Origin of the sequence: Sulfitobacter mediterraneus (assembly GCF_003054325.1) — a bacterium.
Classification (GTDB): domain Bacteria; phylum Pseudomonadota; class Alphaproteobacteria; order Rhodobacterales; family Rhodobacteraceae; genus Sulfitobacter; species Sulfitobacter mediterraneus.
Window position 1 is genome coordinate 48226 of the sequence record NZ_QBKU01000014.1, and the last position, 23613, is coordinate 71838.

General features: G+C 56.9%; 22 protein-coding genes and 1 pseudogene. 9 read left to right on the plus strand and 14 right to left on the minus strand.

Going from position 1 to position 23613, the window contains the following annotated elements; translation table 11 throughout:
* Window positions 1–66 precede the first annotated feature (66 nt).
* The 4 genes from C8N31_RS18280 to C8N31_RS18295 all read right to left on the minus strand — a co-directional run bounded on the left by C8N31_RS18280 (window position 67) and on the right by C8N31_RS18295 (window position 3021).
* Complete coding sequence (locus C8N31_RS18280) at window positions 67–894, minus strand: flagellin N-terminal helical domain-containing protein (protein ID WP_025048540.1); 828 nt, start codon at window positions 892–894, stop codon at window positions 67–69.
* Between the two features lie 149 nt (window positions 895–1043).
* A complete protein-coding gene (locus C8N31_RS18285) occupies window positions 1044–1541 on the minus strand; it encodes a flagellar P-ring protein FlgI (protein ID WP_025048541.1) in 498 nt (165 codons plus the stop codon).
* Entirely contained in the window at window positions 1538–1858 is a 321-nt protein-coding gene (locus C8N31_RS18290; RefSeq protein WP_025048542.1) for a rod-binding protein, read from the minus strand. Before C8N31_RS18290 ends, C8N31_RS18285 begins: the two co-directional genes overlap by 4 nt.
* Complete coding sequence (locus C8N31_RS18295) at window positions 1858–3021, minus strand: flagellar basal body P-ring protein FlgI (RefSeq protein ID WP_037918595.1); 1164 nt, start codon at window positions 3019–3021, stop codon at window positions 1858–1860. The genes C8N31_RS18290 and C8N31_RS18295 overlap by 1 nt, the downstream gene beginning before the upstream one ends.
* Before the next feature lie 182 nt (window positions 3022–3203).
* On the opposite strand from C8N31_RS18295, the gene C8N31_RS18300 reads away from it, so the two are divergent.
* Window positions 3204–3908 (plus strand): response regulator transcription factor, encoded by a 705-nt coding sequence (locus C8N31_RS18300; RefSeq protein ID WP_025048544.1) that lies wholly within the window; start codon window positions 3204–3206, stop codon window positions 3906–3908.
* Here the strand turns inward: C8N31_RS18300 and C8N31_RS18305 are convergent, their stop codons facing one another.
* The 4 genes from C8N31_RS18305 to C8N31_RS18320 form a co-directional block, all read right to left on the minus strand.
* Entirely contained in the window at window positions 3909–4991 is a 1083-nt protein-coding gene (locus C8N31_RS18305) for a flagellin N-terminal helical domain-containing protein (RefSeq protein WP_025048545.1), read from the minus strand.
* Window positions 4992–5001: 10 nt separating this feature from the next.
* Window positions 5002–6420: a flagellar hook-associated protein FlgK gene (gene flgK / locus C8N31_RS18310; protein ID WP_025048546.1), complete on the minus strand. Its 1419-nt coding sequence runs from the start codon at window positions 6418–6420 to the stop codon at window positions 5002–5004.
* A 25-nt stretch (window positions 6421–6445) separates the two neighbouring features.
* On the minus strand, window positions 6446–7747 hold the full coding sequence (locus C8N31_RS18315; RefSeq protein ID WP_025048547.1) for a flagellar hook protein FlgE: 1302 nt from the start codon (window positions 7745–7747) through the stop codon (window positions 6446–6448).
* A 131-nt stretch (window positions 7748–7878) separates the two neighbouring features.
* The gene (locus C8N31_RS18320; RefSeq protein WP_025048548.1) at window positions 7879–9681 is read right to left on the minus strand and encodes a hypothetical protein; all 1803 of its coding nucleotides are present in this window, start codon (window positions 9679–9681) and stop codon (window positions 7879–7881) included.
* Between the two features lie 127 nt (window positions 9682–9808).
* Here C8N31_RS18320 and C8N31_RS18325 point away from each other — a divergent pair, with 127 nt between their 5' ends.
* Genes C8N31_RS18325 through C8N31_RS18345 form a run of 5 tightly spaced genes read left to right on the plus strand, consistent with a single transcriptional unit; the run spans window position 9809 to window position 13272 of the window.
* Window positions 9809–10543, plus strand: a complete 735-nt coding sequence (locus C8N31_RS18325; protein ID WP_025048549.1) for a flagellar hook basal-body protein — start codon at window positions 9809–9811, stop codon at window positions 10541–10543.
* Window positions 10544–10563: 20 nt separating this feature from the next.
* Entirely contained in the window at window positions 10564–11349 is a 786-nt protein-coding gene (gene flgG, locus C8N31_RS18330) for a flagellar basal-body rod protein FlgG (RefSeq protein ID WP_025048550.1), read from the plus strand.
* Window positions 11350–11362: 13 nt separating this feature from the next.
* Window positions 11363–12052: a flagellar basal body P-ring formation chaperone FlgA gene (gene flgA, locus C8N31_RS18335; RefSeq protein WP_025048551.1), complete on the plus strand. Its 690-nt coding sequence runs from the start codon at window positions 11363–11365 to the stop codon at window positions 12050–12052.
* Entirely contained in the window at window positions 12049–12795 is a 747-nt protein-coding gene (locus C8N31_RS18340) for a flagellar basal body L-ring protein FlgH (protein ID WP_174233555.1), read from the plus strand. Before flgA ends, C8N31_RS18340 begins: the two co-directional genes overlap by 4 nt.
* A gap of 12 nt (window positions 12796–12807) precedes the next feature.
* Window positions 12808–13272: a hypothetical protein gene (locus tag C8N31_RS18345; protein ID WP_025048553.1), complete on the plus strand. Its 465-nt coding sequence runs from the start codon at window positions 12808–12810 to the stop codon at window positions 13270–13272.
* A gap of 2 nt (window positions 13273–13274) precedes the next feature.
* Here the strand turns inward: C8N31_RS18345 and C8N31_RS18350 are convergent, their stop codons facing one another.
* From C8N31_RS18350 to C8N31_RS18360, 3 genes are read right to left on the minus strand one after another with little or no spacing between them, the layout of a single operon-like run.
* Window positions 13275–13946, minus strand: coding sequence for a flagellar hook assembly protein FlgD (locus C8N31_RS18350; RefSeq protein WP_025048554.1), 672 nt, complete (start codon window positions 13944–13946; stop codon window positions 13275–13277).
* Window positions 13947–13959: 13 nt separating this feature from the next.
* Window positions 13960–16227, minus strand: coding sequence for a flagellar hook-length control protein FliK (locus C8N31_RS18355; protein ID WP_025048555.1), 2268 nt, complete (start codon window positions 16225–16227; stop codon window positions 13960–13962).
* 1 nt (window position 16228) lies between these two features.
* Complete coding sequence (locus C8N31_RS18360) at window positions 16229–16912, minus strand: sigma-70 family RNA polymerase sigma factor (protein ID WP_025048556.1); 684 nt, start codon at window positions 16910–16912, stop codon at window positions 16229–16231.
* A gap of 349 nt (window positions 16913–17261) precedes the next feature.
* Here C8N31_RS18360 and C8N31_RS20735 point away from each other — a divergent pair.
* Window positions 17262–17453, plus strand: a pseudogene (locus C8N31_RS20735) (FAD-dependent oxidoreductase); the annotation flags it as partial.
* 104 nt (window positions 17454–17557) lie between these two features.
* Here the strand turns inward: C8N31_RS20735 and C8N31_RS18370 are convergent.
* The 3 genes from C8N31_RS18370 to C8N31_RS18380 form a co-directional block, all read right to left on the minus strand.
* Entirely contained in the window at window positions 17558–18550 is a 993-nt protein-coding gene (locus tag C8N31_RS18370; protein WP_025048557.1) for an IS30 family transposase, read from the minus strand.
* Between the two features lie 233 nt (window positions 18551–18783).
* Window positions 18784–19803: a DJ-1/PfpI family protein gene (locus C8N31_RS18375; protein ID WP_025048558.1), complete on the minus strand. Its 1020-nt coding sequence runs from the start codon at window positions 19801–19803 to the stop codon at window positions 18784–18786.
* A 98-nt stretch (window positions 19804–19901) separates the two neighbouring features.
* Window positions 19902–20864: a GlxA family transcriptional regulator gene (locus tag C8N31_RS18380; RefSeq protein WP_051544618.1), complete on the minus strand. Its 963-nt coding sequence runs from the start codon at window positions 20862–20864 to the stop codon at window positions 19902–19904.
* 354 nt (window positions 20865–21218) lie between these two features.
* Here C8N31_RS18380 and C8N31_RS18390 point away from each other — a divergent pair, with 354 nt between their 5' ends.
* Complete coding sequence (locus tag C8N31_RS18390) at window positions 21219–22502, plus strand: MFS transporter (RefSeq protein WP_025048561.1); 1284 nt, start codon at window positions 21219–21221, stop codon at window positions 22500–22502.
* A 70-nt stretch (window positions 22503–22572) separates the two neighbouring features.
* Window positions 22573–23607 (plus strand): GlxA family transcriptional regulator, encoded by a 1035-nt coding sequence (locus C8N31_RS18395; protein ID WP_037918572.1) that lies wholly within the window; start codon window positions 22573–22575, stop codon window positions 23605–23607.
* Window positions 23608–23613: the final 6 nt, after the last annotated feature.

Genomic DNA, 23613 nt, shown 5'->3' on the forward strand with positions numbered 1-23613 from the left:
GAAGATCATGGAGGTGAGATGCGCCCGATCAAGCCGGGCGCATCAATTCATTTCGGCGAATGCCGATTAACGGAACAAGCTCAAGATGTTCTGCGGCGCCTGGTTCGCAATCGAGAGGGACTGCGTGGCCAGCTGTTGCTGTACCTGATAGGCCTGCAAACGTGCGGCTTCTTCTTCCATGTCCGCGTCAACCATCGAGGATACACCGGAATCCAGTGTGTCTGTCAGGCTGTCAAGGAACTGCATCTGGCCTTCGAGGGTGTTTTCAGTAACGCCCAGCGATGTTGCGGCTGTGATCGACGCTGCCAATTGGCCTTCGCCAACAGCCAGTTTTGCCTCCATCGTGGTGGTCGTATCGGTCACGTCAACAGCCGCAAGCGCGGTTTGAATGGCCTGCAGATCAACAGAGTTGAAAGTGATCGACGTGGTCGCGAAGGAACCGCTTGCACGGGACACACCGGTCACAACCGTCACGGCAGCGGCGGCGCCGCCAACAAGGTCGTCACCGTTGAATGTCGCTTGGTCGATTGCCGACTGCATGTTGTCTGCCAAGGCGTCCAGTTCGGTTTGAACGTCAGCTTTGTTGATGCCATCGCTCTGTGCGAACGCGATACGTTCAACCATCTGGTTTGCCAGATCTTTGACTGTTTCGGCACCAAGACGGGCGGTTGCAACGGAGTTTTTCGTTGCTGTCATACCTTCGTTGATGGCTTTGAACATGCCGCTGTCGCCCTTCATCGTTTCCGAGATGGCGAAGTAGGCGGCGTTTTCTTTACCGGAGCGAATTTGCAAACCGGTGGACACGCGAGACTGGGTCTCGTTCAGGCCACGGTTAACATCGTTAAGCGTGGCAAGTGCCACCATTGCGGAATTATTGGTGAGAATGGACGACATGACTGCTCTCCTCATTTCTCATATTTTATCGGTCTTCTGACCGATTGTTCAGACTTCTGTCTGACAGCTGGCTTTTGCGCCAACACAATGTATCTAAAGAACAGGGTTAACGAAGGGTTAAATTTTCGCGTTTTTGCAGATGGAACCGATCAAAACTCCTGATCAATCCGCATTTTGCCTTTCGGCGCATCCGATAACTTGCGCCCCGACTTGCCATAAACACCACCTAACCCGTTGCGATTGGTGATTTTTTCTACTTCCCGCAGGATGGTACGAGCCGCTACGGCCATGCGCGACAACATCGCATCATCTTCTTCAATAAATCTCTTCAGTTCCGCCAAATGTTCCTTGAGATTGCGTTTCTTCGCCGCTTCATGGTTCAGGAAGGGTTCAACCAGCGGCGTGCGCAGTTCGAGCCATTTGAGCACTTTGGACTTTTCATCAAAGACATTGCTCACCACTTCCAGCTCGCCGTTTTTGATTGCGGTGATCTCGTTGCGCAGGATCGTGACGGTTTCTTTGATTTTGCCAACATAATCATCGAGGTTCTGTTCGTCCTGCTGGGTCAAGGGCATCTGATTTGCCGTGCCACCCTGTGCAGGCGCATCCATGCGTTCACCAAAGCGAAATTTTTTGGGAGCATTCATGGTTTGGACCCTTTCACTGCGCTGCTGCCGGTGGTGTAGGCATTGATCATCTGACTGACATTGGCAGACAGGCCCAAGCCGCCTTGTTCAACCAATTCTTTTGCGACCGCCTCGGACATGAATGACCGCCACATCTCGGCCTGTTTCTCACCGCCAAAAGCCGTTGCACCGGTGGTTTTCATCATCTCGTCTACAAATTGCGTCAAGAACACCGCTTCGAAGTCTTTGGCGGTCTGGTCGGTCTTTGATGTTTGCGTTTGCGCCGCTGCTTTTGCGGCCAAAAGCGGGGGGATTGGAAGGTCAACTGGTCCGGTCATCAGATGATCTCCAGGTCTGCGTGCAGGGCACCGGCCGCCTTGATCGCTTGCAAAATGGCGATGGTCTGGCGGGCGCCAACGCCGATGGCGTTCAACCCGTTCACCAACTCTTCCAAACTCACATCGCCGCGCAGGATGGTAAAGCTGCCATCACTTTCGGCGATGTCGATTTCTGTTTCAGGGACAACCACTGTTGATCCGCCGATGGAAATCGGGGCGCCGGTGATCACCGCCGTGCCACCACCAACACTGACCGGGCCGGGCTGGCTGACGTTAAAGTTTTCCTGAATGCGTACCGTCAAACCGCCCTGGCTGATCGCGACCTGCCCAATGCGGACATCTGCGCCCATGACAATCGTGCCTGACTTTTCGTCCACCACGACGCGGGCGATTGTATCGGGGGTCACTGTCAGGTTTTCGACGGTCATCATCGTATCGGGCACATTGCCTTTGCCGCCGATCCACACTTCTACCGTGCCGGAATCGAGCACCTCGGCCGACCCGTTGCCAAGCCGGCCTTCGATGGCGTCATGAACACGGGCCGCGGTGGTGAAATCCGGGTTGTGCAAGGCGATGCGGACACTGTCGAGCTGGAACAAGTTGAAATCAATCTCGCGCTCGACGATGGCGCCATTTTCGATCTTTGCGATGGTTGGCACGCCTTCGACGATGCTTGCGGCGTTGCCGTCCACACGGTAGCCGGACGTGGCAACCGCACCCTGCGCGACGGCATAAACCGCACCATCCGCCCCGGTCAGAGGAGTGACCAAAAGCGTCCCGCCGCGCAGGCTGGTCGCATCACCGAGGGAGGAAACGGTGATGTCGATCGGGGAGCCGCGCCGTGCAAAGGGCGGCAATTTCGAGGTGACCATAACCGCGGCAGTATTCTTGGTTTTTAACGCCGCACCATCCAAATTGGCCACGCCCAACCGTTCCAACATGCCGCGAATGGATTCGCGGGTGAACGGGCTTGAGTTCAGCTTGTCCCCACTGCCAAGCAGACCCACAACCAGCCCATAACCGATCAAATGGTTTTCGCGGACGCCTTCGAAATTGGCGATGTCCTTTATGCGCACTTCGGCCTGAGCGGTGCCGCCCGAAAGCCCAATGGCCACCGCCAGAACAGCGGCGCCAAGCTGGCGGATCATAGGCCTCATTTGCATCATGCTTTCTATGTTGCGGTGTCCGGCAACATCCCAGGGGTCAAGAACAGGTAATTTATACTTGTATAGAATTTCTTAAAGCTGGGTAAATTGCAAGGTAAAACCATATTTAATCATTGTATGGAAAATCTTTACTTGCTAACAATCAAGGATAAGTAAAAATAAGGTGAGGTGGCAGGCAGATGCGCGTCTATGTATTCGAGCAGCGACAGGAACGATGTGCCGGCCTGACATCAGAACTGCGCAGCGTTGGCATTGAGCCGCAGTTTGTGACCGAAGAATTTTTTGTAAATGGGTTGGCATCCTTGGTGCAGCCGGGCCATGAAACCCGCGCGGTATTGCTGGGGGAATGCAACGACCTGCGCCAGCATATTCGCGCATTGCGCAGCGCCGGTTGCGAGAATCCTATCATTGTTTTCAGAGACTTCCGCAACGCACAAGACACATCAGAGCTTTTGAATCTTGGCGCGGACGATGTGATCGTCAGCCCGATCCGTGGCACTGAGGTGCTGTCGCGGACCAATTCGATCATTCGCCGGTTCCACGGGCATGCCGCTGACAGTGTTGTGGTCGGTGAATTGACCGCATTCTTTGATGGCCGCGATCCGATCGTGTCTGGCAGCCGGATCAAGCTGTCCAAGCGCGAGCATTCGGTGTTTCAACACCTTGCGCTAAACTCCAACAAGGTGATTTCCAAGGATGCGATCTATGACGCTGTTTATGGTGCAAGCATAGATCAGCCGTTCGACAAGGTTATCGACGTCTATATTTGCAAGCTACGCAAGAAGATCGCCATGGCGGCGGACAGCGGTTGGCAATATATCGAGACTGTGCATGGGCGAGGCTACAAGCTTAGCTCTCCCGAGCAGATGTCTCAGGTGATCTGATCAGCGCAGGAAATTCAGGATCGACAGACCGCTCAGCCGGGCGGAGACCTGATAACTTGCCTCAAGCTGGTTTTCGAGGTTCTGCATCCGCGTGATCGCCTCGTAGGGATCAACACTTTCATATTGAGAGATCTGAGTGCGCTGAACCAGCGACAGATCCACCAATTGGGATTGCGTGGTTTCGACAATCTGTTGGTTAAAGCCGATCCGTGCAGATGCGTCCAACATGCCTTCTTGACCGGTGGTCAAAGCTTCGACAACCCGGTTCATATAGGTGCCATAGGCGGCTTCATTCATGGTGCTGATATCCGTGGTCGCCAACATGGCAAGCCCTTTGAATGCCTCGCGGAACGCCTCATCATTGGCGCGCACGCCATAGACGATTTCCTGGCCGGTATTGACCCATGCGTTTACCTGTTTGGTGGGCGAGCCACCACCGTCCAGCTCGGGCGAGCCGTTGTAGAACGTCGCCTCAAAATCGCGGTTCGGGTCGCCCAAATCGGCAGAGTCAAACGCCGCATCAATGGCATCCGCAATAGCTGTCGCCGAGGCTGCATCGGTCGGGCCAGCGCCGAAAAGATCGGCCAGAACGTCTTCGGGCGAAAGGCTGGTGGCGGGATTGGTTTGATCCCAACGCATCAGGGGCGGGACATCTGAATTGAGCCCCGAAAACAGGTGATCGCCGTTGTAGCTGGTGTTCATGGTCGCAACCAGGCTTTCCAGTGCGGCGCGGGCCTCGCGCTGCAACACTTCTGCACCGTTTTGGGGCCGGGTTGCGTTGGACAAGGTCACCTCCAGCACGGATTGAATGCGCCCGCGCACAGAATCCACAGAGGTCATCATCGCCTCGAGCTTGCTGCCCAAGACCGCGTTGGATTGCATATAGGTTTGCGTGTCGGCCTCACGGGCGCGCAGTTTCATCACCGAGGCGGACCGCGGGCCAAGATCGGCGTAGATATCCGCCTTGCGCCCGGTCGAGACCTCTTGACCGGCGCGTTGCAACGCCAGCGTCGTGTTTTGCACATTGCGGCGGTTGAACATGTTAAACTGCAACGTCGAAAGACTGCCGACCCGAAATGTCATCGCGTTTTCCTCACACGGCTGCGATCAGGGTGTCGATCATTTCAGACACCGTGGTCAGGATCTTGGAATTGGCAGCGTAACTTTGTTCGATCAGCATCAATTGTTGCATCTCGTCGTCGATGTTCACGCCTTCTGCATTGCGGCGGGCGGACATCACGACCTCGGCCGCAGAGCTGGCTGCGTTGTAGTTGTTTTCTGCCCGTGCGCGTTCTGACGCCTGCATGGTCACCATTTCGGCCCCAAAGTCGATCAATGTGACCAAGGTTGGAATGCCCGTGCCGGGATCCGCGCCGACAGGAGTCGACAGGGACGTAATGAAAGCCGAGATCTGAGTTGAATCCGCCGCTGCGCCCGGTGCGGCGGCGCCCAGCCCATCACGGATGCGCCACACTTCGGCGCTGCCACCGACAGAAACCAAATCGTTGACGCGGATACGGCTTGCCAACCCATCAAGGTTGACCGCATCAAAGGCAATCCCGTTGTCCGTAAACAGGCCCGGCTGCCCTGGCCCAAGGGAGGCATCGGCGCTTTCGAAGGTTTGCATCAACCCGCGTGCATATTCATCCAGTTGCAATTTGAAACGAGGGATCACGTCACGCTTGAGCTCTGAAAGTCCCACCAGACTGCCGTGCTGAATGCCGCGCACGCCGTCCTTGAACGGGGTGATGTCCTGCGTGCCGGCCATCAACGTGCCATCGCCCGCGTTAAAGGTAACGTCTTGGACAAAATCACCCTCGACCAAGGCGGCGCCGCTTACGGTATAGATGCTGACTGTGCCGTTTGAAGACACGGTTGAGCGGATATCCACGATCTGGGAAATCTGGTCCAGCACGCCATCAATCTGTTCATCATATTGCGCGGTTTCCATCGTGCCGGGCAGGAAATCTCGCCGCTGGATGTTCAACTCTCGCAATTGATACAGCGCCTGATTGAGGTCTGCGACCTCATAGCGGATCTCCATGTCCACTTCGCTGGCTGTGGTGCCAAGCGTTGTTGCCGCGCCGCGAATGGACAGGGCCAGATCTTCGGCTGCCAAAATCGCGCCGGTTTGTGCGCCGGTGGAAGAGGGCATATTGACCAGAGTGGTCAGGCTGTTCTGAAAAGATGAAAATTTGTCCGCTGGAGACGTGCCATCGCCCGGCTGTCCAAGATATGCGGTGTAGCTGCGCAGGCCTTCCTGAACCGCCTGATGGCGTGCCATCTTGCCGCTTTCGAGGCGCGACATTCGCTGCAACGACACGTCCACTTCGCGCCGGATCTCGCCGACAAGCACGCCGCTGGGGTCGCCGCTCGGTGTCACCAGCAACGCCTGCCGCCGGACGTATCCCGGCGTCATGGCGTTGGCGACGTTGTCGGCCGCGACCCGCGACAGCGTTTGGGTGGTGGTTAACCCGGCTGTCGCTGCGTTGAGCGCACCTGTCAGGCTCATATCTTACTCCGGCATCAGGGCTGGATTATCGTTTCAGCCTTGTGGTTTCGTCCATCAGTTCGTCAACGGTTGTGATCACTTTGGCGTTGGTGGAAAACGCCCGTTGCGCTTTGATCAGGTCGGTCATTTCTTCAGCAATATCAACGTTGGACGCCTCAAGTGCGTTGGAGTTGATGCCGCCCACAACGGAAGTGTTTGCAATCAGGGCCGAGAAGGATCCGGTCTCACCAGACAACTTGTAGGCATTGCCCTTCACCTCGGTCAGGCCGTTGGGGTTATCGACGGATACCACCGGAATTTGATAGAGGGCGCGGCGCATACCATTGTCGAAAATGCCGAACAATGTGCCTTCGTCGTTGACCTCAGTGCGGAGCAATTCGCCCACGCTTGAGCCGTCGCGGTCAAATGACAGGCTGAAATCACCGGCAAATTGTGTAATCCCGTCAAAAGAGCCCGGCTCGCCCAAGGACACTTCGATTACCTGCGGCGTGGTGCCATTGTTCAATGTGATCGTTGCGGTGCCAGTGACCGCATCAAAGGTAAATGCAGCGGGCGCAACAGCGGCAGAGGTGACCCCAGAATAGCTAAGTGGGGCACCGGCCTGCGGACCGGAATCGTTGAATTCGATTGTCACCGTGCCAAGCGGGTCACCGTTTTGGTCGTTGACGGACAGATCCCAAATGTTGGACGTCGCGGTTGGCTGCCAGGAGAAGCTGATCCGCTGGCTTTCGCCCAAGCTGGTGAAGAGCTCGGAAGAGGTGGTGAAAGGCGCGCCGGGTGTGGCAAGACCAGTGTCTTGCGAGGGCAAGTTGCCAAATGTAGAGATCGTCGAGGTCACACCAGCGGAGATGCTGATGTTGCCAACATTCACGGTTTCCATCTGCACAAATGAACTGCGGTCCACGGCGCCGACGGTGCCATCCAGATCATAGGGGAAACCAGCAAGGTAATAGCCGGCCGCGTTTTTCAGATCACCGTTTTCATCCGGCAGGAACGATCCCGCGCGGGTCAGCATATAATTGGTCAGAACTGTCTCGTTCGGATTTTGCGAGACCGCAAAGAAGCCCGCGCCGCCAATCGCCATATCCGTAGAGGACGTGGTCGAGATCAGGCCACCCGAACGTGAAATATCAATCTCTTGCTGCGCACCAACCGACAAAACACCGGTTCCGCTGCCGCCGGATGCCGTAGTCGTCACCATATGAACAAAGCCCCGGCGATAGCCGACAGTGTTCGAGTTCGCGATGTTTTCTGAGATGCTGCCAACGGCGGTCGAGTTTGCCTTCAGACCGCTGACGCCCGTCTGGAGCGCGCTAGAAATACTCATGGGATCACCTTTTTATCTTTTTATGTTCTTGCCTCACGTTAAGACTTACACGGTCAAGTTTTAAGGAAAGTTAAAGAATTGAAATTTCTTTTTGCTTTTAAACTTGTTGCGCCATGAAGCTGACCCAGTTTTCAAGGTGAAATGCCGGAATCCTTGATGCTCTCAAAAGCATTTTTCAGGGTGTCCAAGCGCTGCTGCGCGGTGTCGGCCCGCAGTGGCATCAATTGCGGTGCTTCTGCATCAATGCTTTTAGCCAACTTAATCAATGGCTTAGATTCCGTCAGACTGGGAAAAGCCCGGAGCACCTTGTCGATAGCCATTGTTTGATCCGTGCGATTGGCCGCAATCAAAAGATGCGTGGCATCATTAACCGAGAATTCCTTGGGAAACCGTTCCCATAGTTGCTGAAAAACATCGATGGACGAGGCCCATTTGCCCTCTTCGGACAGAACCAGACCAAGATTTCGCAAGTATTCGGCAGAAGGTTTCGGCATGGACGTCTCTAAAAACGCGGGTTTGTCGCCCATTTCGGCCAACACTCTGGCCCGCAGGCTGGCCAGATCCTGAGTTTCGGTTGTCCCAACAGGTGGGCTGATCAAATCCAGGGTGACCCGCGCCTCGGCGGTTAACCCTGCGTGCAATTGCGACTTGGCCAGTTTCATCTGCAACCGGAACACATCCCGCGCTTTTCTTGCCTCACTGAGGGACACATTTGAATCCTTCAACAGATCCATGGCCCGGCGGTATTCTCGTGCTGCAAGGTCTGTCGCGCCCAAGGTCATCAGGAAATCCCCCAAATCTTCGGTGTGACCGGGGAATTGATTGAGCGTCCTGAAAAACGGCAGGAACTGGAGGTGCACATCGATCCATGGGCCAAGCGGCAAGGCCCCGTCTGCGCCCTTTTGGTAGAATGCCTCTAACAGATCTGCGGCCTCTTGCTTTGCAGTTTCGGCCTCCTGAACATGTGAAAACCGCATGATCAACTTGCCGCGGGCCAACAATCCTTGCACATCGTCGCCAAGGCCATCATGAATCCGCGCCAGACGTTTGAGAAGCTCAAGCTCATAGCGGTTGCCGCGCCAGGATTCCGCGCCTTCGGTCAAGGTACTTTTGGCCGCGAGCAGGGCACCGGGACTGCCATTTTTCAACGACATATCCGCAACCGCCAGCCGCGCACGGGCGGCATATTGATCCCAACCCTTTGCCGCTTCGAAATAGGCATCCAGCGCACCGGGTTCATCGCCGACAACCTCTGCCGCACGGCCACGCAGGAAATACCCAACCGGCGCGTTGTTCAGATCTGGCAGTTCGGTCAGCAATCCAAGCGCCGCCTTGGCGTGATCCATGTTGCGGGTTTCGATCGCCGCTTCGGTGAACACCGGCAGCATCGCACGCAGCACTGCGCGGGATTGGTAGGTCAGCCCGGAAAAGCTGGGCTTGATATTGGCGCCAAGCATTTGCACATCGGCAGAGGCAATTGCCTGAAGGCTGGCCCAGAACGGGCTGTCGGGGCGGCCTTCTGCCATCAGCGGCGAGGCGTCGAACCCGTCAACCTGCGTGCCCTCAAGCAATTGCGCCGCGTGGGTCAGGGCAGCGTAGCGAACTTTCTGCGGTTCCGTTTCCGGCGTGACCCCTTCTAATGTGGAACTGGCCTCGTAGATCAACATATGGCTCAAGTATAGCTCGGCGGCATTGAGCAGGACGTCCTGCTTTTCCATGCCATGCGCCGCGCTAAGCGCCTCTACCGTTGCCTTGAGATCATCATGCAGGGTTGCGGTCTGCCAATAAGCCAGATCCATTTCCATCTGCCAGCCCTCATGGCGGATCGCGGGCGGTTTCGGCTCTGGTTCTGCCATGTCCACAGAAGCTGCAAACCCCTGTACGCCAAAGGCGACAAGAACTGTTAGGACAAAGATGTTCTTGATCCGTGGCATTGTCGGCAATTATTCTTGAGTTAAAGAATAGAACTTGTCTTATTCTTGTAGATGTGAAATTTTGTTTTTGCAACAGACTGCCATGCCAATGATAACCTCGGCGTTCGCTCCGCCGTAGGAGGCCCAAATGAGTAACATCAGCAATGTTTCGCTGTCGCAGGCCACTGCGCTAGAGCGGAGCTTGAACGTCACCGCCCATAATCTCGCCAACGCGAACACAGCTGGCTACAAAACCATTGTGCCGCTGTATGAATCCGTCGGCCATGAGGTCAGCGGCGAAGAGGTGAGCTTTGTTCTGGACCGGGGCACCTATCTGGACCTGAAAGACGGAGCCCTGGTGCCAACGGGCAACCCTCTGGATATCGCATTGACTGGTGAAGGCTGGCTTTCGTTCCAGCTGGAGAATGGCGAAACCGGATACAGCCGCCATGGCCGTTTGGTCGTGGATGTGGACGGGCAACTCAAAACATCTGCGGGCAGGCCGCTTTTGGATGCAGGGGGCGGACCCGTGGTTTTGCCCGATGACGTTGGGCAAAACGTCAGCATCACAAATGGCGGCACCATCACCGATCCTGAGGGCGCGATCCTCGGCACAATCGGTGTTCTCACAATCGAGCAGGGGGCGCGCATGCTGCCTCTGGGCGGGGGCATGTATCAACTCCCTGAAGATGCCGCCGCCCCACAACAATCTACAAACGCGCAGATCAAACAGGGATTTGTCGAAGGCAGCAATGTCGAGGCGGTTCTGGAAATGACCCGTTTGATCGACATTCAGCGGGCGTACGAAAACTCGGTTAAATTGATGAACGAAGACGACAACCTGACCAAGACTTCCATTCAGAGACTAGGACGCACGGGTTAACCGGCGCAAAGGAGCAGACCATGAAAGCACTTGGCATCGCCGCAACCGGCATGTTGGCCCAGCAGACCAACGTGGACGTGATCGCGAACAACATCGCCAACGCCAATACCACCGGCTTCAAAAGCGGGCGGGCGGCCTTTCAGGATCTGATTTATCAGTCTATGCACAACGCCGGGGCGCTGACGTCTGAAGAAGGCACCGCCCGGCCCGTCGGCACCGATGTGGGCCTTGGCGTGCAGGCCGCAGGTGTGATCCGGCATAACACCCAAGGGGGTTTGATCCAGACCGAAAATCAGCTTGATATCGCGATTGAAGGGCGTGGGTATTTTGTGGTGAACCGCCCGGACGGATCGCTGGCCTATACACGGGACGGCAATTTTCAGCTCAGTGCCGAAGGCCAGTTGGTGACATTGAACGGGTACGAAGTTGAGCCGGCCATCGTTGTGCCAGAGCTGACCAAAAGCGTGGAGATCAACCAAGAAGGCGTTGTAATGGCCTTTGTTGAGAATGATCCGGTGCCAGTAGAATTGGGCCAGATCACATTCTCGACCTTCCTCAACGATGCCGGTCTGAAGCCTGTGGGCGACAACCTTCTTGAAGCGACGACCGCTTCTGGCGAGGCCGTCGAAGCCACCCCAGGATCGCCCGGCATCGGCATCACCCGGCAAGGTTATCTGGAAAATTCGAACGTCAATATTGTGCAACAAATCACCGATCTGATCTCGGCCCAGCGAGCCTATGAGATGAACTCCAAAGCCATCGAAACCGCCGATCAGATCATGCAGACCACAAACCAGATCAAATAACAGGACCAGTTAGATGCCCCGCCTTTCCATGTTGAAAACACTGACGATACAGGCCTTTGCGGCCTGTGTTTTGCTGTGGGCGACGCAGGTACAGGCATTGACCCTTCCGGTTACGGAACTGGTCGAAGAACGCGCCGCCGCCGAAATGGGCCGCGCTATTCCGGCCAATGGGCGCATTGATGTGCGGCTGGCCAAGGGTGTGATCCACGAAGGTGAGTTCATCCAAGAGTTTTGGATGGATCAACAGACCGGCCAGTTTATCGCAAATGTTGTTACCGAACATGGCGAAACCCAACGGGTGTGGGGTGTTGCGGTCATGACCGTCGAAGTGCCGGTGCCGTCACGGCGGATCATGCCGGATGAAATTGTCGGGCCAGAAGACCTGACGCTGGTCGAACTGCCGTTGCAGCGGGTCGGCAGCTTTGCCCTGTTTGACGCGAATGAACTGGTGGGCAAACAAGTGCGCCGGATGTTGGTTGCCGGGCGTCCTGTGCCGCGCCATTCGGTCATTCCGCCAATCATCATTACCCGCGGTGAAAAGGTTAAGATCCTTTTGAACTACGGCGGCTTGCAATTGTCGGCGCGTGGGCGGGCGATGTCTGATGCCCATGCGGGACAAGAACTGCGGGTTGTTAATCTTTCCAGTAACAAAGCCATTTCCGCCATCGCCGCGGCCGACGGGATCGTAAAGGTCGAAAAATGAATATCACTTCCTCTCTGTTGACCTCTATGCGCAACGTTCTTGTGCTTGGCCTCGCCCTTGCGGCGCTGGCGGCCTGTTCGGAAATCTCTGAAAACCGCAATCCGACGGTTGGAAACCTAGTGCTTGATCCCGATAACATGGCCGAGGTCAACCGGATCAGCGTGCCAATGCCGCCCATGACACCAAAGCCCGCACCGCAACGCGCCGAGGCAACCAGCCTTTGGGCCAGCGATTCCACCAGCTTTTTCCGGGACCGCCGCGCCAAGGAAGTCGGCGATCTGGTCACGGTTCTGATCGACATCAACGACCGCGCCCAACTGCAAAACGCGACGGGCCGCAGCCGAGAGGCTAAGCAGGAAAAACTTGATCCGGATATCCTCGATTTTGATACAGCAACCCAAAGCGGCAAGGTTGTCGAATTGGAAAGCAGTTCGGAATCAAGCGGGCAGGGGTCCATTCGCCGCAATGAAAACATCCGGCTGCGGGTGGCCGCCTTGATCATTCAAATCCTGCCAAACGGCAATTTTGTGATCGCCGGGCGCCAAGAGGTCAAGGTTAACTCCGAACTGCGCGAACTGCGTATCGCTGGCATCATCCGGCAGGCGGATATCAATGTGAGCAACACAATCGACTATGACAAGATCGCCGAGGCCCGCATTTCATATGGCGGACGCGGACAGATCTCAGCGGTGCAAAACGCCCGTTATGGCCACGATGTTCTCGAAGTTATCCTTCCTTATTGATCGGAGGGCCTCATGATCAAATTTCTGATCTTGGGCGTTGCTGTCGCAGGGGCCGGGGCCGCGGGATATTTTGGTGAACAGTTCTTCCGCCCCACAGCCGCGCCAGAAGGGGAACACGCCGCCGTCGCCAAAAAGCCGGAACTGCTGTTTGAATTGCCCTTGGGCAAGTTCACCATGCAGATCATCCGCGACAATCAAATCTTGCATCTGCTCTTTGATGTGGACGTATTTATCCTTGGGTCTGCTGAGTTTCAGAAGATCAATGGCGCTGTGGGGCAGGCACGCCTGCGCGATGCCACAGTGACAGCGATTGCCGAACTGGCAGAAACAGAACTGGCATTGGCCGAAACCGTGATGAACGAAGAGGGCAGAACCGCCTTGGCCGCCCAGATCGTGCGCAAGTTATACGTGGATTTCCCGATCATTCGCACGGCGCGGATCAACAGTTTTGTCGCCAACACCACCGCACGCGAATAATCCTAGCTGGCAGATTTGACCGTCACGGATGAGGCCTCCTCGCCGCCATCCAGACCAAAGATAATCTCGCCTTCGTGAAAGCGCACTTCTTCGACCACGGCATCGCGGGTTAGCTCGACTGCAACACCCTCACCATTGGCGTCTTTCGCCGTGACCTGAACAACATAGCGCCCGGCAAGCATTGTATCGCCCTGATCATCTTTACCATCCCAACCCAGCGGAATTTCCACGCCCGGCTGACCGGAATACCCGGACAAGGTGCGGACCAAACGCCCCTGCGGATCAATGATCCGGGCGGTGATATCGGTTGCCCCGGCGCCCAATTCAAAAGAAGTATCCGTCGTACCGTTTTCCAAAATCGCAAGGTTCGATTGCACCGTCACCGAGCGGCCCAAAAGATCCGTACCGCCGAGATTGAGCAGGCCAGAAATCTGGTTGGTCAGCGTCTCCAATTGCGAGTTTTGTTGCACGGCCTGTTCGACCTGGCTGAGCTGCGCCAACTGGGCAATAAACTGTGTGCTGTCTACCGGTTCAAGCGGGTCCTGAAATTGAACCTGCGCTGTCAAAAGCGAAAGAAACTGGGTGTAATCATCGCCAAGCTGAGACAATGAATTGGCGCTGTCGCTTTGATTGCCATTCGCTAGACTGGTCAAAAGGTCCGGGCTGGTCAGCATGTTACGTTCCTTTTCATGTCAAAATATCAAGCTGCCCGTCACCCACCACATCGGTGTGCTGAGGTGCGGTTTCAGCTGTCACACTGGTCTCGCCCGATTGGCCGGAAGACTGGGATTGGCCGCCTTGCCCGCCAGAAGGGTCATTGGGCTGATGGTCGTGAAATTCAAAAATGCTGCTGTCCGACAGCCCAATGGCCTGCGCCAGCAAATCGCGCTCGTCGCGCAGGCTTTGCAACACTGCGGGGTTCTCGACACGCACCACGACTTTGGCGGCGGTGTCTTTTTCCGTCACAACTTCGATCTCGATATTGCCAAGCCCGCGCGGATGCAGGCTCACCGAAGTGCGCCCCTCACTGACTTCCACTGATTTCACCTGCGAGATCAGCGCCTCGGCAAAGGGTTTTGGCGGAGCCTTTGGGGCGGCCTCCTGCGGGGCTGCAACTTTTGCAGCGGTTGCTGGATCGAACCCTTGCACAGGCGCGGCATCGGCGCGAGGTGTCAAGAGCGGATCAAGAGCTTCTGGTGTCGCGCCCAATGGACCGAGGGCTGGGGCGATGGCGGTTTCTGCTTTGATCTGAACAACCGATTGCTGGCCAGTGGGTGTTTCAAACACCGATTGTTGCATGTCGGCCCGGGGTTGGCCCGCCTCAGTTTCCACGGTTGTAGGTTTGCCGGTATTCGCAGCTTGCAACGGTTTGACCAAATTGCGCTGTGCGGTGACGGCTTGGATCGTCGTGATCGGCGCGGGCGTGGCCGGGGATTTGGTCACCTTGTCCGCTGCTTCGGGCGCGGTCCCAGTTTGAACCTCCTCAGTGGTGGTGGGCGCAACGGCGGGCGATGGCGCAACTCCTGCCGCCAACTTTGGCTCTGGCGCGGTTGCCGGATTTTTGACAACCAGCTCTGTCACTTTTGTCGCGATTGAAGTCTGCGTTCCCTCATTGGCGGCGGGTGTCGTGACCGCCAGCTTCGGTACGATCTCGGATACCTGATCTGGCGCCAAGGGTTGCTTGACCGCGATTTGAGTTTCATCCGATTGCACGGGTTGTGTCACGGCGGTTTCAACAGATCGCAGCAGGGTGGCGTGCGCAGGTGCATTGGCTTGAGCCACTGGCGCTGCTTGGGCTGGTTGGGCATCGGATTGCCGCGGATTTGGCCCGGTTGATGTTGCAATCACGGTAAGAGGGGCAGAACTTGCTAGCGCTTTGGTTGTGGTTTCCGTTGCAGATGGGCCCACTTGCACCGGCTGCGGCGTGTCCGCTGAACTTACAGATTTACGTGCTGCCGCCGTAGAAGTAGCTTGCGCAGGAACTGGCGTCTGTATTGTCTTGAGCGTGGCTTCCGATTTGGCTTCAACGGTTTGATTTTTAACAAAAGTTCGGTCCAGATCCGAGGATGCTGTGCTCTCTACCGGTGGCAAATTCGCCTTGATAACTGTGGTTTGACCTTCGCTGGCCTGTGCAACAGGCCCGGCTGCGGTCGGTTGTTTCGGCGTGGATGCGAGCTGTGCCGCTGAAATGTGTGCTTTTGGCATTTGCGCGTTTGGCGCGGCTTGTCCCGCCACAGTTGGAGCGACATCTTGCGATGCGGTTTGTGCTGTGGCTATCAGATTTGCGTTTGGCTGGGTCGCTGTCGCGGTCGGCGGTGCTGCTATCGCTGGAGATGCAGTCTGAGCGGTTGCAGGCTGGGTTGCGAGATGCGGTTGTGGCCCGGACGTGGGCGTTGTGACTTGGATCTTTTGAGGGCTGGTCTGCGAAGTCGCGTCAAGAGAGGTTTGCGTTTGCACAAACACAGGCTTGGAGATCTGAACATCCAACGGTTCAGACACAACTTCCGCAACAACGGAGTGATCTGCGTTGGTCTCTGCCAAGTTCTGCGCAGAATTGGCTGCCAGTTCTGTCACTCCTGATTTTGAACCCGTCTCAGGGGCAATTTGGCCCGCAAGCACCGGTTGCTTTGCCGCCGTGCCCGTCGGGGCCCGGCCAAGCAGGGCAACATCGGTTACTGGGATCTGCACATCTGTTGCAAGCGCCCCGTCAGGGATCAATGTTTCGGGTGCTGGCAGCCCGCTCGCCAGAAACGGCATTGGCACAGCTGTTTGGCCTGCCTTCACCGAAGTATTCATCGCGCCAGTGACCAGCGCGGCGGCATCCACCGTCGCGGACCCAGTTGCTGTTTCGACCATCACACCAAAGCCAGCGGGCAGCGCAGATGTAGCTGTACCAGATGGTGTGCTGCTTGCGCCATTGGCGGGGGCATTGGTGGGGAATATCAGGTTCAACATCTTATTGCGCCCTGCTTGTCAGGACGCCGCGCGACATCAGTTCAGCCTTTAACCGCGACATGGCCCGCCGCTCCAGTTGGCGCAATTTGCTGGTGCTCATGCTTAACCGGTCGGCCAGATCCCCAATGCTGTCTGGCGGCTGCTTGAGCGATCGTGACACCACAACCTCGCGGTCAATCTCATCAAGGCCGCTCATCGCTTCGCCAATCCGCTGGCGCATCAGATCCAGTGAGGAATTGCGGATCACCATCTCTTCTGGGGTCGGTTCATCGGAAACCAGAAAGTTATAGACGGTTTCATCATCAAGCGATTGTTTGGCGATCGGCGGGGCGTCGCCCTTTGCGCTGGCGGGGGTTTCGACGACAGACCGCAAACGGGCAAGGGCGGTCAAAACAGAGTTCTTGACCCACCACCGCGCATAGGTGGAAAAGCGCACCTCTCGCGCCAAATCGAACATGTCAGCCGCACGGATCAAACCCAACAATCCTTCGGACACCAATTCTTCTTGCTCGGTCTTGTCGGGGCTTAGTTTGCGAGCCCAGAAAAACACGATACGGGCATGGGACAACATCAACGCCTCAAGGGCGCAACGGTCCTTTGCCTGCTGCCAATCGTGGATCAACAGCCTTTCGTCTTCGAACTCCAACAGAGGCGCATTGCGCGCCGCTGCGTAAGAAATTGTCATGTCACTGCCCAATAAGATTTTCTTATTTTTGCCAACAATCCCACAGATCCTTGATCATGCAAAGAATATTTTGATTAACACTTGGTTAAAGAAAAGGATTGATCGGCAAGTTCAACGTTAGTTTTTGGTAGTTTTTGTTGGAGGCGAATTATTTGTCGATGATTGGCCAATGGGTCTGAATGGCTTATTTGTACTTGTGGCTCGCCGCAAACTGGCTTCGGAGGTCGCTTGCCAAAGGATAAACTATTCTTCCGTATCCTTTGAAACCTCGGTTTGAATATAGCCGGGCTTTGCAAGTGCGTCTGTGTCACCGGGGGGGAATAGTTTTCGAGCAGGATGCCGGGATTCGATGTCTGGCGCCTGTAACACCCTGCCGGGCAGCGGAGACACTGTTGAGGCTGTCCTTTTTGGTATTGGTGTTTTGCCGAAAGCAGAGTTGGCCGAAACGGCAGGCGTTCTCCTGTGCAATGCGATTGCCGTCGATGCGTTTGGTCAGATGGGGGCGCCCGATATCTGGGCTCCCGGTGATTGTACGTTCTTTCCTTGTCGGGGGGACCGCATCCGTCAAGAAAGTGGTCCCAACGCAAAGGAGCTGAAGCGGCAATTGCGGGTTTGGATTCTCAAGGGTCGTTGCGACGGTTTCCGCTATCTCAGTTTCATCAGTTCTTCTCTAAATGCTTCGGTTGGAGTTCTCCATCCAAGGCACTTTCTGGGTGTGCCGTTCAAGCGGTCACAAATCGACTTCATATCTCGATTTGAGAGCTCGGCCACAGGCGCATCGCGTGGCAGATATCGACGTGCCCGCTTGTTCAGGTTCTCGACAGAACCCTTTTGCCACGGTGCCTGCGGATCGCAGAACCATGCCTCCGTTCCAATCCCAGGCTTCAGCTTACGCCAGTTCCTAAACTCGATGCCACGGTCAAACGTTATCGACTTGCGTGCCGGTTGGGGCAGGGGTTCCATCACACTCATCAGTCGGTTCATCAGATGAGTGGTACTGCGGTCGTTGTTGCGGAAAAGGACGGCAAAGCGGGTCTTACGCTCGACCAGCGAGGCGACGTTCATTTTACCCTGAGCACGCTCGAAGATCATCAGATCGCCTTCCCATTCGCCAAATGTCTCGCGGGTATCAACGTAGTCTGGTCGTTCATGGATGGATCGATCCGGTGGAAACACAAGGCCACGGGGCCTGCGTGAGTGGTGTGGCCGCCGTTTCTTACGCCGGTTGGGCAGGTAGCGGGCGAGTTCTCTGGATTGGCCGTCTGGGCCGTAAACATAGGCGTAGATCGTCTCGTGGCTGACGCGCACAGTTTGGCCTTCAAAGCATAAGCGGCCTGCAATCTGTTCCGGCGACCAACCTTCTTTGAGCTGCTTGATCACAGCATTGCGCAACTCATCCAGACGTACCAGTTTGCGACGGCGCGTGCGTCGCTGGGTCGCTGATCGCTGCGCGACCATCCCATAGTATCCGTTCAGCTCTGGCAACTCTTTGTCGTCATAGTGATTGCGTTTGATCTCGCGATACACCGTGGAAACATGCCTGCCGATCTCTGCTGCGATTTCTCGCACAGCGATCTTGGCGTTCAACATATCTTCTATCGCGCGACGTTCACGCAGGTTAAGCTCTCTATGCGCCATCTTTCATTCTCCTTGCTTTCCAGCAAGATAGGGGAAATTTCGCAACGCAGTTTAGAATGTGCCGTTTGGCATCTTTCACTTCTTATAATCATGATTATGTTGTGTGTTAAACTAAACCTCCCCAACCAGATCAAACCACCGCAGTATGAGCCGGTGTGAGTTTCGCGGCCTGTCCAATGCACGTGCTCAGACATTTCAAAACTAGCTTTCCTGCCCGGTGCCACGCCCCGTCATCAAGGGATGCGGACACCTTCAACTTTTGACTTTGGCAACATTCCCGCCTTTGCCGCGCCGACAAGGGTGTCACCGTTCAACTGGGTGTCAAAACGCAGATTGAGCTTGAGTGGTTTTTCAACTTTTTGGGACCACATCACCCGGCTGCCGGAAATCGTGACATCCGTCAGATCAATCGGGGCATCCTCACCGCGCAGGGCTTGCCCTGTAATGCCGTCACCTGCGGGTGCAAAAACAAACTTCACGTCCTGAACGCCGATAGGTGAATGCACTTTCATCTGCCACGTACCAAACAACGGATGATCGGACTGCGGGGTCTCATCGTTCCCGGCCAAAACCGGCGCCTGCTCTTCCGGCAGGCTATGCTGCTCAGGCAATCCAACCGGATCTGGCCCGCAGGCACGCCACACAGCGCCGCGGCGTTCATATTCAAAAAGCGTCTCGACAGCATGGGCAATCCTGGGTCCGACAAAGCGATCCACAACATGCAGCGCGACATCCAGACCAGAGGTCACGCCGCCGCAAGATATCAGGTCGCCATCATCAACCACCCGCGCCTGTACCGGGATCACCCCGGTTGCGGCAAAGGCGGGCATGCCCATGTGGTGGGTGACCGCATGCCGCCCGTCCAATGCGCCCCCCATCCCAAGAATCAACGACCCGCCGCAAACCGTAACCAAGGTGCAACCTTCGCGGCTCAATGCTTGCTTGGCCAGTTCCGGCAAGCCGCCCGCCGCCTCTCGGGCAACAATGGTGAGCAAGGAATCTTCGGCCTCGGGTTCAACACTGCCTGCCGCGCCGGGAACCAAGAGGAAATCAGCCCTGCCAAGATCAGGGGCGCCTTTGACCGCGATTGGCAAATCACCCGGTGCGCTGATGACCTGATCACAGCTTTGCAGCGTCACCAGTTCGACTTTGATCTTTCCGCCCGAGAGCATATCGGCGGCCGAAAAGACCTCGTAGGGGGCAATTGCGTCGAGCAGATCGAAGCCATCGAACAGGACAATTTGTACAAGCATGGGACACTCCATTTGTTTTCCCACACCTAAAGCCAGCAGAACAATCCCGCGATTGGCATTAATGCCTAATCTGCTTCCATTTCTGCCAAATGCCAGACTCAAACCTCTGCTTGTACCTCCAGAGACAGGCCAGTGTGGCGGCCTGCAAAAGTCTTGCGATAGGCGGAGGGCGTCACACCAACCACGCGAAAGAACCGGTCGCGCAGATTGGCCGCGGTACCAAACCCGGTGCGTGTGGTGATCTCTTCCACCGAAAGCGGTGTCACTTCCAACAGGTATTGGGCCCGCCGCACCCGTTCGCGTTGCACCCATTGCAACGGGGTCGTGCCGGTTTGCTGATGAAATCTACGATTGAGCGTTCTGACAGACTTTGCCGCGCGATGGGCCAGATCGGCAACCGTCAGAGGCTGATCAAGGTTCTCGCGCACCCAATCCAGCAGCGGATCCAATGTTTCGGTTGGTTCGGAAAAGTCGTAGTCGATGAACTGCGCCTGCCCGCCCTCGCGGGCCAGTTGCACTACTGCCAGCCGGGCCACCTGTGCGGCTACTGCGGCGCCTTTATCCGCGCGCAGCATGTGCAAACACAGATCAAGCCCTGCTGCCGCCCCTGCTGAGCAAAGCACCTGACCGTTATCAACAAAAAGCATGTTTTCCTCGACCACCGCATCAGGACACCGGCGCGCCAACGCACCCGCCACCCGCCAATGGGTGGTGGCGGTCAGCCCGTCCAGCAGGCCGGCCGCCGCCAAGACAAACGCGCCGGTACAAATGGACGCAATCCGCGCACCCCGCGCATGGGCAAGCTTGAGCGCGTTCAACACCGCCAGAGGGATCACCCTTTCAATGTCCTCAATCCCCGGCACAAAGATCGTATCCGCCTCGGTCAAGGCCGACAGGTCATGCGGCACAGACAGACCCATATATTGTGTTTGGATCGTCTTTTCTGGCCCGCACAGGCGAATGTCATAACCTTTGGTCCGGCCAAATACGCCAAGGGGCGGCGAAAGGTCGGGCACAATAACCCCGTCAAAAACCAGCACGGCGATGCTATGTTGAATCATGAAGTCGCTCTCCATATTGGCCGGAATGGCCATTCTTTCCCCATTTCGGCCAGGCTTGCAATGATCACCAATCCTGCCCGGCCCTAGGCAGCATATTCTGGTCCGGTTGCGGCGGCAGCTGCACCTTGGCGGCATGCCAACGCTGTCTTGTAATGAGTTGCGCACAAAGGTTTCCCATGGCACGATCATCAGGCCTGATAACACATTGTTATCTCAGGGCAGCCGCGCATTGCGGCGCTATGCCCCAGCCTGCCAGTATGCACTGCATGACCCGGACCAAGCAGCCGATACGCCAAAAGGATCTGCCCTGATGCCCGACCTTTACCTTTACGCCAATCCAACGGAACTGCCGCAATGGTAAAAAGCCTTCTGCCACTCTCCGCGCTTTTGCTGGGATCTGCCTTTCTGCTGTTTGCTGGCGGGTTGAACGGTCTCATTCTTCCGATCCGCGGCGAGGCCGAAGGGTTCACCGCCGTTTCGCTGGGTTTGCTCGGCACGGGCTGGGCCATCGGATATGTGGCGGGCTGTTTGCGCACGCCGGCATTGGTGGCAAAGGTGGGCCATATCCGCGCCTTTGGCGCGATGTGTGCGCTGGCGGCGATTGCTGTCTTGCTGTCGTTGGTGCTGATCTCGCCATTGGTCTGGATACCAGTGCGGGCGCTTTCCGGTTTTTGCTTTGCCGGGGCCGCGATGATTGTCGAAAGCTGGCTCAATGAGCGGGCCGATGCGGCCTCGCGCGGGCGGGTCTTTGGTATCTACACCATGGTCAATCTGGCCGCGACAACCGCAGGTCAAATGGTGCTGACCCTTGGGGATGCCCGCGGCTATCTGTTCTTTGTTGTCGCCGCGATGGTCTATTGTCTGGCGCTTTTGCCCACGGCGATCTTTGCCACCTCGACCCCGAAACCCCTGACCAGCGTGTCGTTGAACCTGCGCGGGCTTTGGAACAATTCGCCCATCGCGTTCTTCGCGGTGTTGATGGTGGGCATCTCCAACGCTTCTTTTGGCACATTGGCCGCTGTCTATGCCGCACGGATCGGGCTGACCCTCAGCGATGTCGCGCTTTTTGCCTCGGTTCCGATCCTTGCGGGCGCGGCGGCCCAGATCCCCGTCGGGATCGCCTCGGACCGCTTTGACCGGCGCATCATCCTTGTGGTGATTGCCGCGCTGGCCCTGCTCGCTGATCTGCTGTTTCTGCTGGGTGGGTTTACGGATCCCGCCAGTGTGCGGGTGCTGGCCGCGCTCTTTGGTGTCACGGTCTATGCGATGTATCCGATCATCGTGGCCCATGCCAATGACCATGCGGCACCCGGCACCTTCATTCAGGTCAGCGGCGGGTTGCTGCTGGTCTATGGCATCGGCTCTATCCTGGGCCCAACGCTGGCCGGCCTCGCAATGACCAGCTTTGGCGCATCCAGCCTCTTTGCCGTGACAGCCACTGCGCATATCTGCCTGATCCTGTTTGCACTGCTGCGCCTGCGGACCCGTGCCGCAGTTGCCAACAAAGACAAAAGCGCGTTTCAGGCGGCGCCTCTTGCACGGATGTCCACCCCTGAAACCGCCGCCTTTGCGGCTGACGCAGCAGAGCTTCAGGCGGACCGCGAGCAAAGCATTGATGCAAATAATGATCGGGAATAGCGGGCGGAAATCTGTTTGCGTTTGCGGCGATCTGCGATAGCAGATTTTCAGCAACGTAGGAGAGCATGTGATGGCCGCTTCTGTCCCTCTGCGCCAACATCGGCGCGATCTGGTGCCCGCCGGTGCGTTCACTTATCCGGTCCGTCACGTGCAGCCGACCCGCTGGTTCGGCTTTCTGCTGCTGCCCGAATTTACCCTGCTGGCCTTTAGCGCCGCGCTGGATCCGCTGCGCATTGCCAATCAACTGGCGCAAAAGCCGCTGTATGGATGGGTGGTCATGTCCGAAAATAGCCTGCCCGTGGTGTCCTCCTCCGGCGTGGATGTGGGCGTTCATGCGCCCCTGGCCGATCTGGATGAGGATCTGCATCTGTTTGTCTGTTCCGGCAATCGCGGGCCAGAGGTCGCCAGTGATGCGGTTCTATCCACCCTGCGCCGTCATGCGCGGTTTGGCGGTGCGGTGGGCGGCATTTGCACGGGCGCTGCAACCCTTGCACGGGCCGGTTTGCTCAAAGATCGGCAATTCACCCTGCACTGGGAGAACCAGCCCGGTTTTGCCGAAGCCTTTCCCGATCTCACCCCGACCCTGCGTCGCTTTGAGACCGATGGCGGGGTGCTGACCTGTGGCGGCGGCGCGGCCTCGACCGAGATGATGATCTCACTGATTGCGCAGGACTATGGCGAAGATTTTGCCATCGCGGTCTCTGACATGTGCCTGAACACCGCTGATCTTGCGCCTGCCCGCGAACAACGTTCGTCCATTGCCAAGGCGATCTCGTCGCGCAATCCCAAGGTGTTGGAGGTGATGCGGGCGATGTACCAAAACATCGAACATCCCCTGTCGCTTGAGGAACTGGCCGAACGCGCCCATGTCTCGCGCCGCCAGATCGAGCGGCAGTTTAAAACCCTGCTCGGGGAATCCCCCGCCGCAACCTACCGCAATATCCGGCTGGACCGGGCGCGGGCCTTGTTGATGGAAACGGATCTCAGCGTGATGCAGGTGGCAATGGCCAGCGGGTTCAACTCCGACGCGGTGTTCTCGCGGCACTTCCGGTTGCGGTTTGGCGAAACGCCTTATGGCACGCGCCGCAAGAAACGCGCTGATTAAGGGCTG

Excerpts from the sequence above, each read along its gene's own strand:
- C8N31_RS18380 (WP_051544618.1), bottom strand. The coding sequence starts at position 20,864 with ATGATTCAACATAGCATCGCCGTGCTGGTTTTTGACGGGGTTATTGTG.
- C8N31_RS18315 (WP_025048547.1), bottom strand. The coding sequence starts at position 7,747 with ATGAGTATTTCTAGCGCGCTCCAGACGGGCGTCAGCGGTCTGAAGGCA.
- C8N31_RS18370 (WP_025048557.1), bottom strand. The coding sequence starts at position 18,550 with ATGGCGCATAGAGAGCTTAACCTGCGTGAACGTCGCGCGATAGAAGAT.
- C8N31_RS18300 (WP_025048544.1), top strand. The coding sequence starts at position 3,204 with ATGCGCGTCTATGTATTCGAGCAGCGACAGGAACGATGTGCCGGCCTG.
- flgA (WP_025048551.1), top strand. The coding sequence starts at position 11,363 with ATGCCCCGCCTTTCCATGTTGAAAACACTGACGATACAGGCCTTTGCG.
- C8N31_RS18295 (WP_037918595.1), bottom strand. The coding sequence starts at position 3,021 with ATGCAAATGAGGCCTATGATCCGCCAGCTTGGCGCCGCTGTTCTGGCG.
- C8N31_RS18390 (WP_025048561.1), top strand. The coding sequence starts at position 21,219 with ATGGTAAAAAGCCTTCTGCCACTCTCCGCGCTTTTGCTGGGATCTGCC.
- flgG (WP_025048550.1), top strand. The coding sequence starts at position 10,564 with ATGAAAGCACTTGGCATCGCCGCAACCGGCATGTTGGCCCAGCAGACC.
- C8N31_RS18395 (WP_037918572.1), top strand. The coding sequence starts at position 22,573 with ATGGCCGCTTCTGTCCCTCTGCGCCAACATCGGCGCGATCTGGTGCCC.
- C8N31_RS18280 (WP_025048540.1), bottom strand. The coding sequence starts at position 894 with ATGTCGTCCATTCTCACCAATAATTCCGCAATGGTGGCACTTGCCACG.
- C8N31_RS18290 (WP_025048542.1), bottom strand. The coding sequence starts at position 1,858 with ATGACCGGACCAGTTGACCTTCCAATCCCCCCGCTTTTGGCCGCAAAA.
- C8N31_RS18320 (WP_025048548.1), bottom strand. The coding sequence starts at position 9,681 with ATGCCACGGATCAAGAACATCTTTGTCCTAACAGTTCTTGTCGCCTTT.
- C8N31_RS18355 (WP_025048555.1), bottom strand. The coding sequence starts at position 16,227 with ATGTTGAACCTGATATTCCCCACCAATGCCCCCGCCAATGGCGCAAGC.
- C8N31_RS18360 (WP_025048556.1), bottom strand. The coding sequence starts at position 16,912 with ATGACAATTTCTTACGCAGCGGCGCGCAATGCGCCTCTGTTGGAGTTC.
- C8N31_RS18325 (WP_025048549.1), top strand. The coding sequence starts at position 9,809 with ATGAGTAACATCAGCAATGTTTCGCTGTCGCAGGCCACTGCGCTAGAG.
- C8N31_RS18345 (WP_025048553.1), top strand. The coding sequence starts at position 12,808 with ATGATCAAATTTCTGATCTTGGGCGTTGCTGTCGCAGGGGCCGGGGCC.
- C8N31_RS18305 (WP_025048545.1), bottom strand. The coding sequence starts at position 4,991 with ATGACATTTCGGGTCGGCAGTCTTTCGACGTTGCAGTTTAACATGTTC.
- flgK (WP_025048546.1), bottom strand. The coding sequence starts at position 6,420 with ATGAGCCTGACAGGTGCGCTCAACGCAGCGACAGCCGGGTTAACCACC.
- C8N31_RS18375 (WP_025048558.1), bottom strand. The coding sequence starts at position 19,803 with ATGCTTGTACAAATTGTCCTGTTCGATGGCTTCGATCTGCTCGACGCA.
- C8N31_RS18340 (WP_174233555.1), top strand. The coding sequence starts at position 12,049 with ATGAATATCACTTCCTCTCTGTTGACCTCTATGCGCAACGTTCTTGTG.
- C8N31_RS18285 (WP_025048541.1), bottom strand. The coding sequence starts at position 1,541 with ATGAATGCTCCCAAAAAATTTCGCTTTGGTGAACGCATGGATGCGCCT.
- C8N31_RS18350 (WP_025048554.1), bottom strand. The coding sequence starts at position 13,946 with ATGCTGACCAGCCCGGACCTTTTGACCAGTCTAGCGAATGGCAATCAA.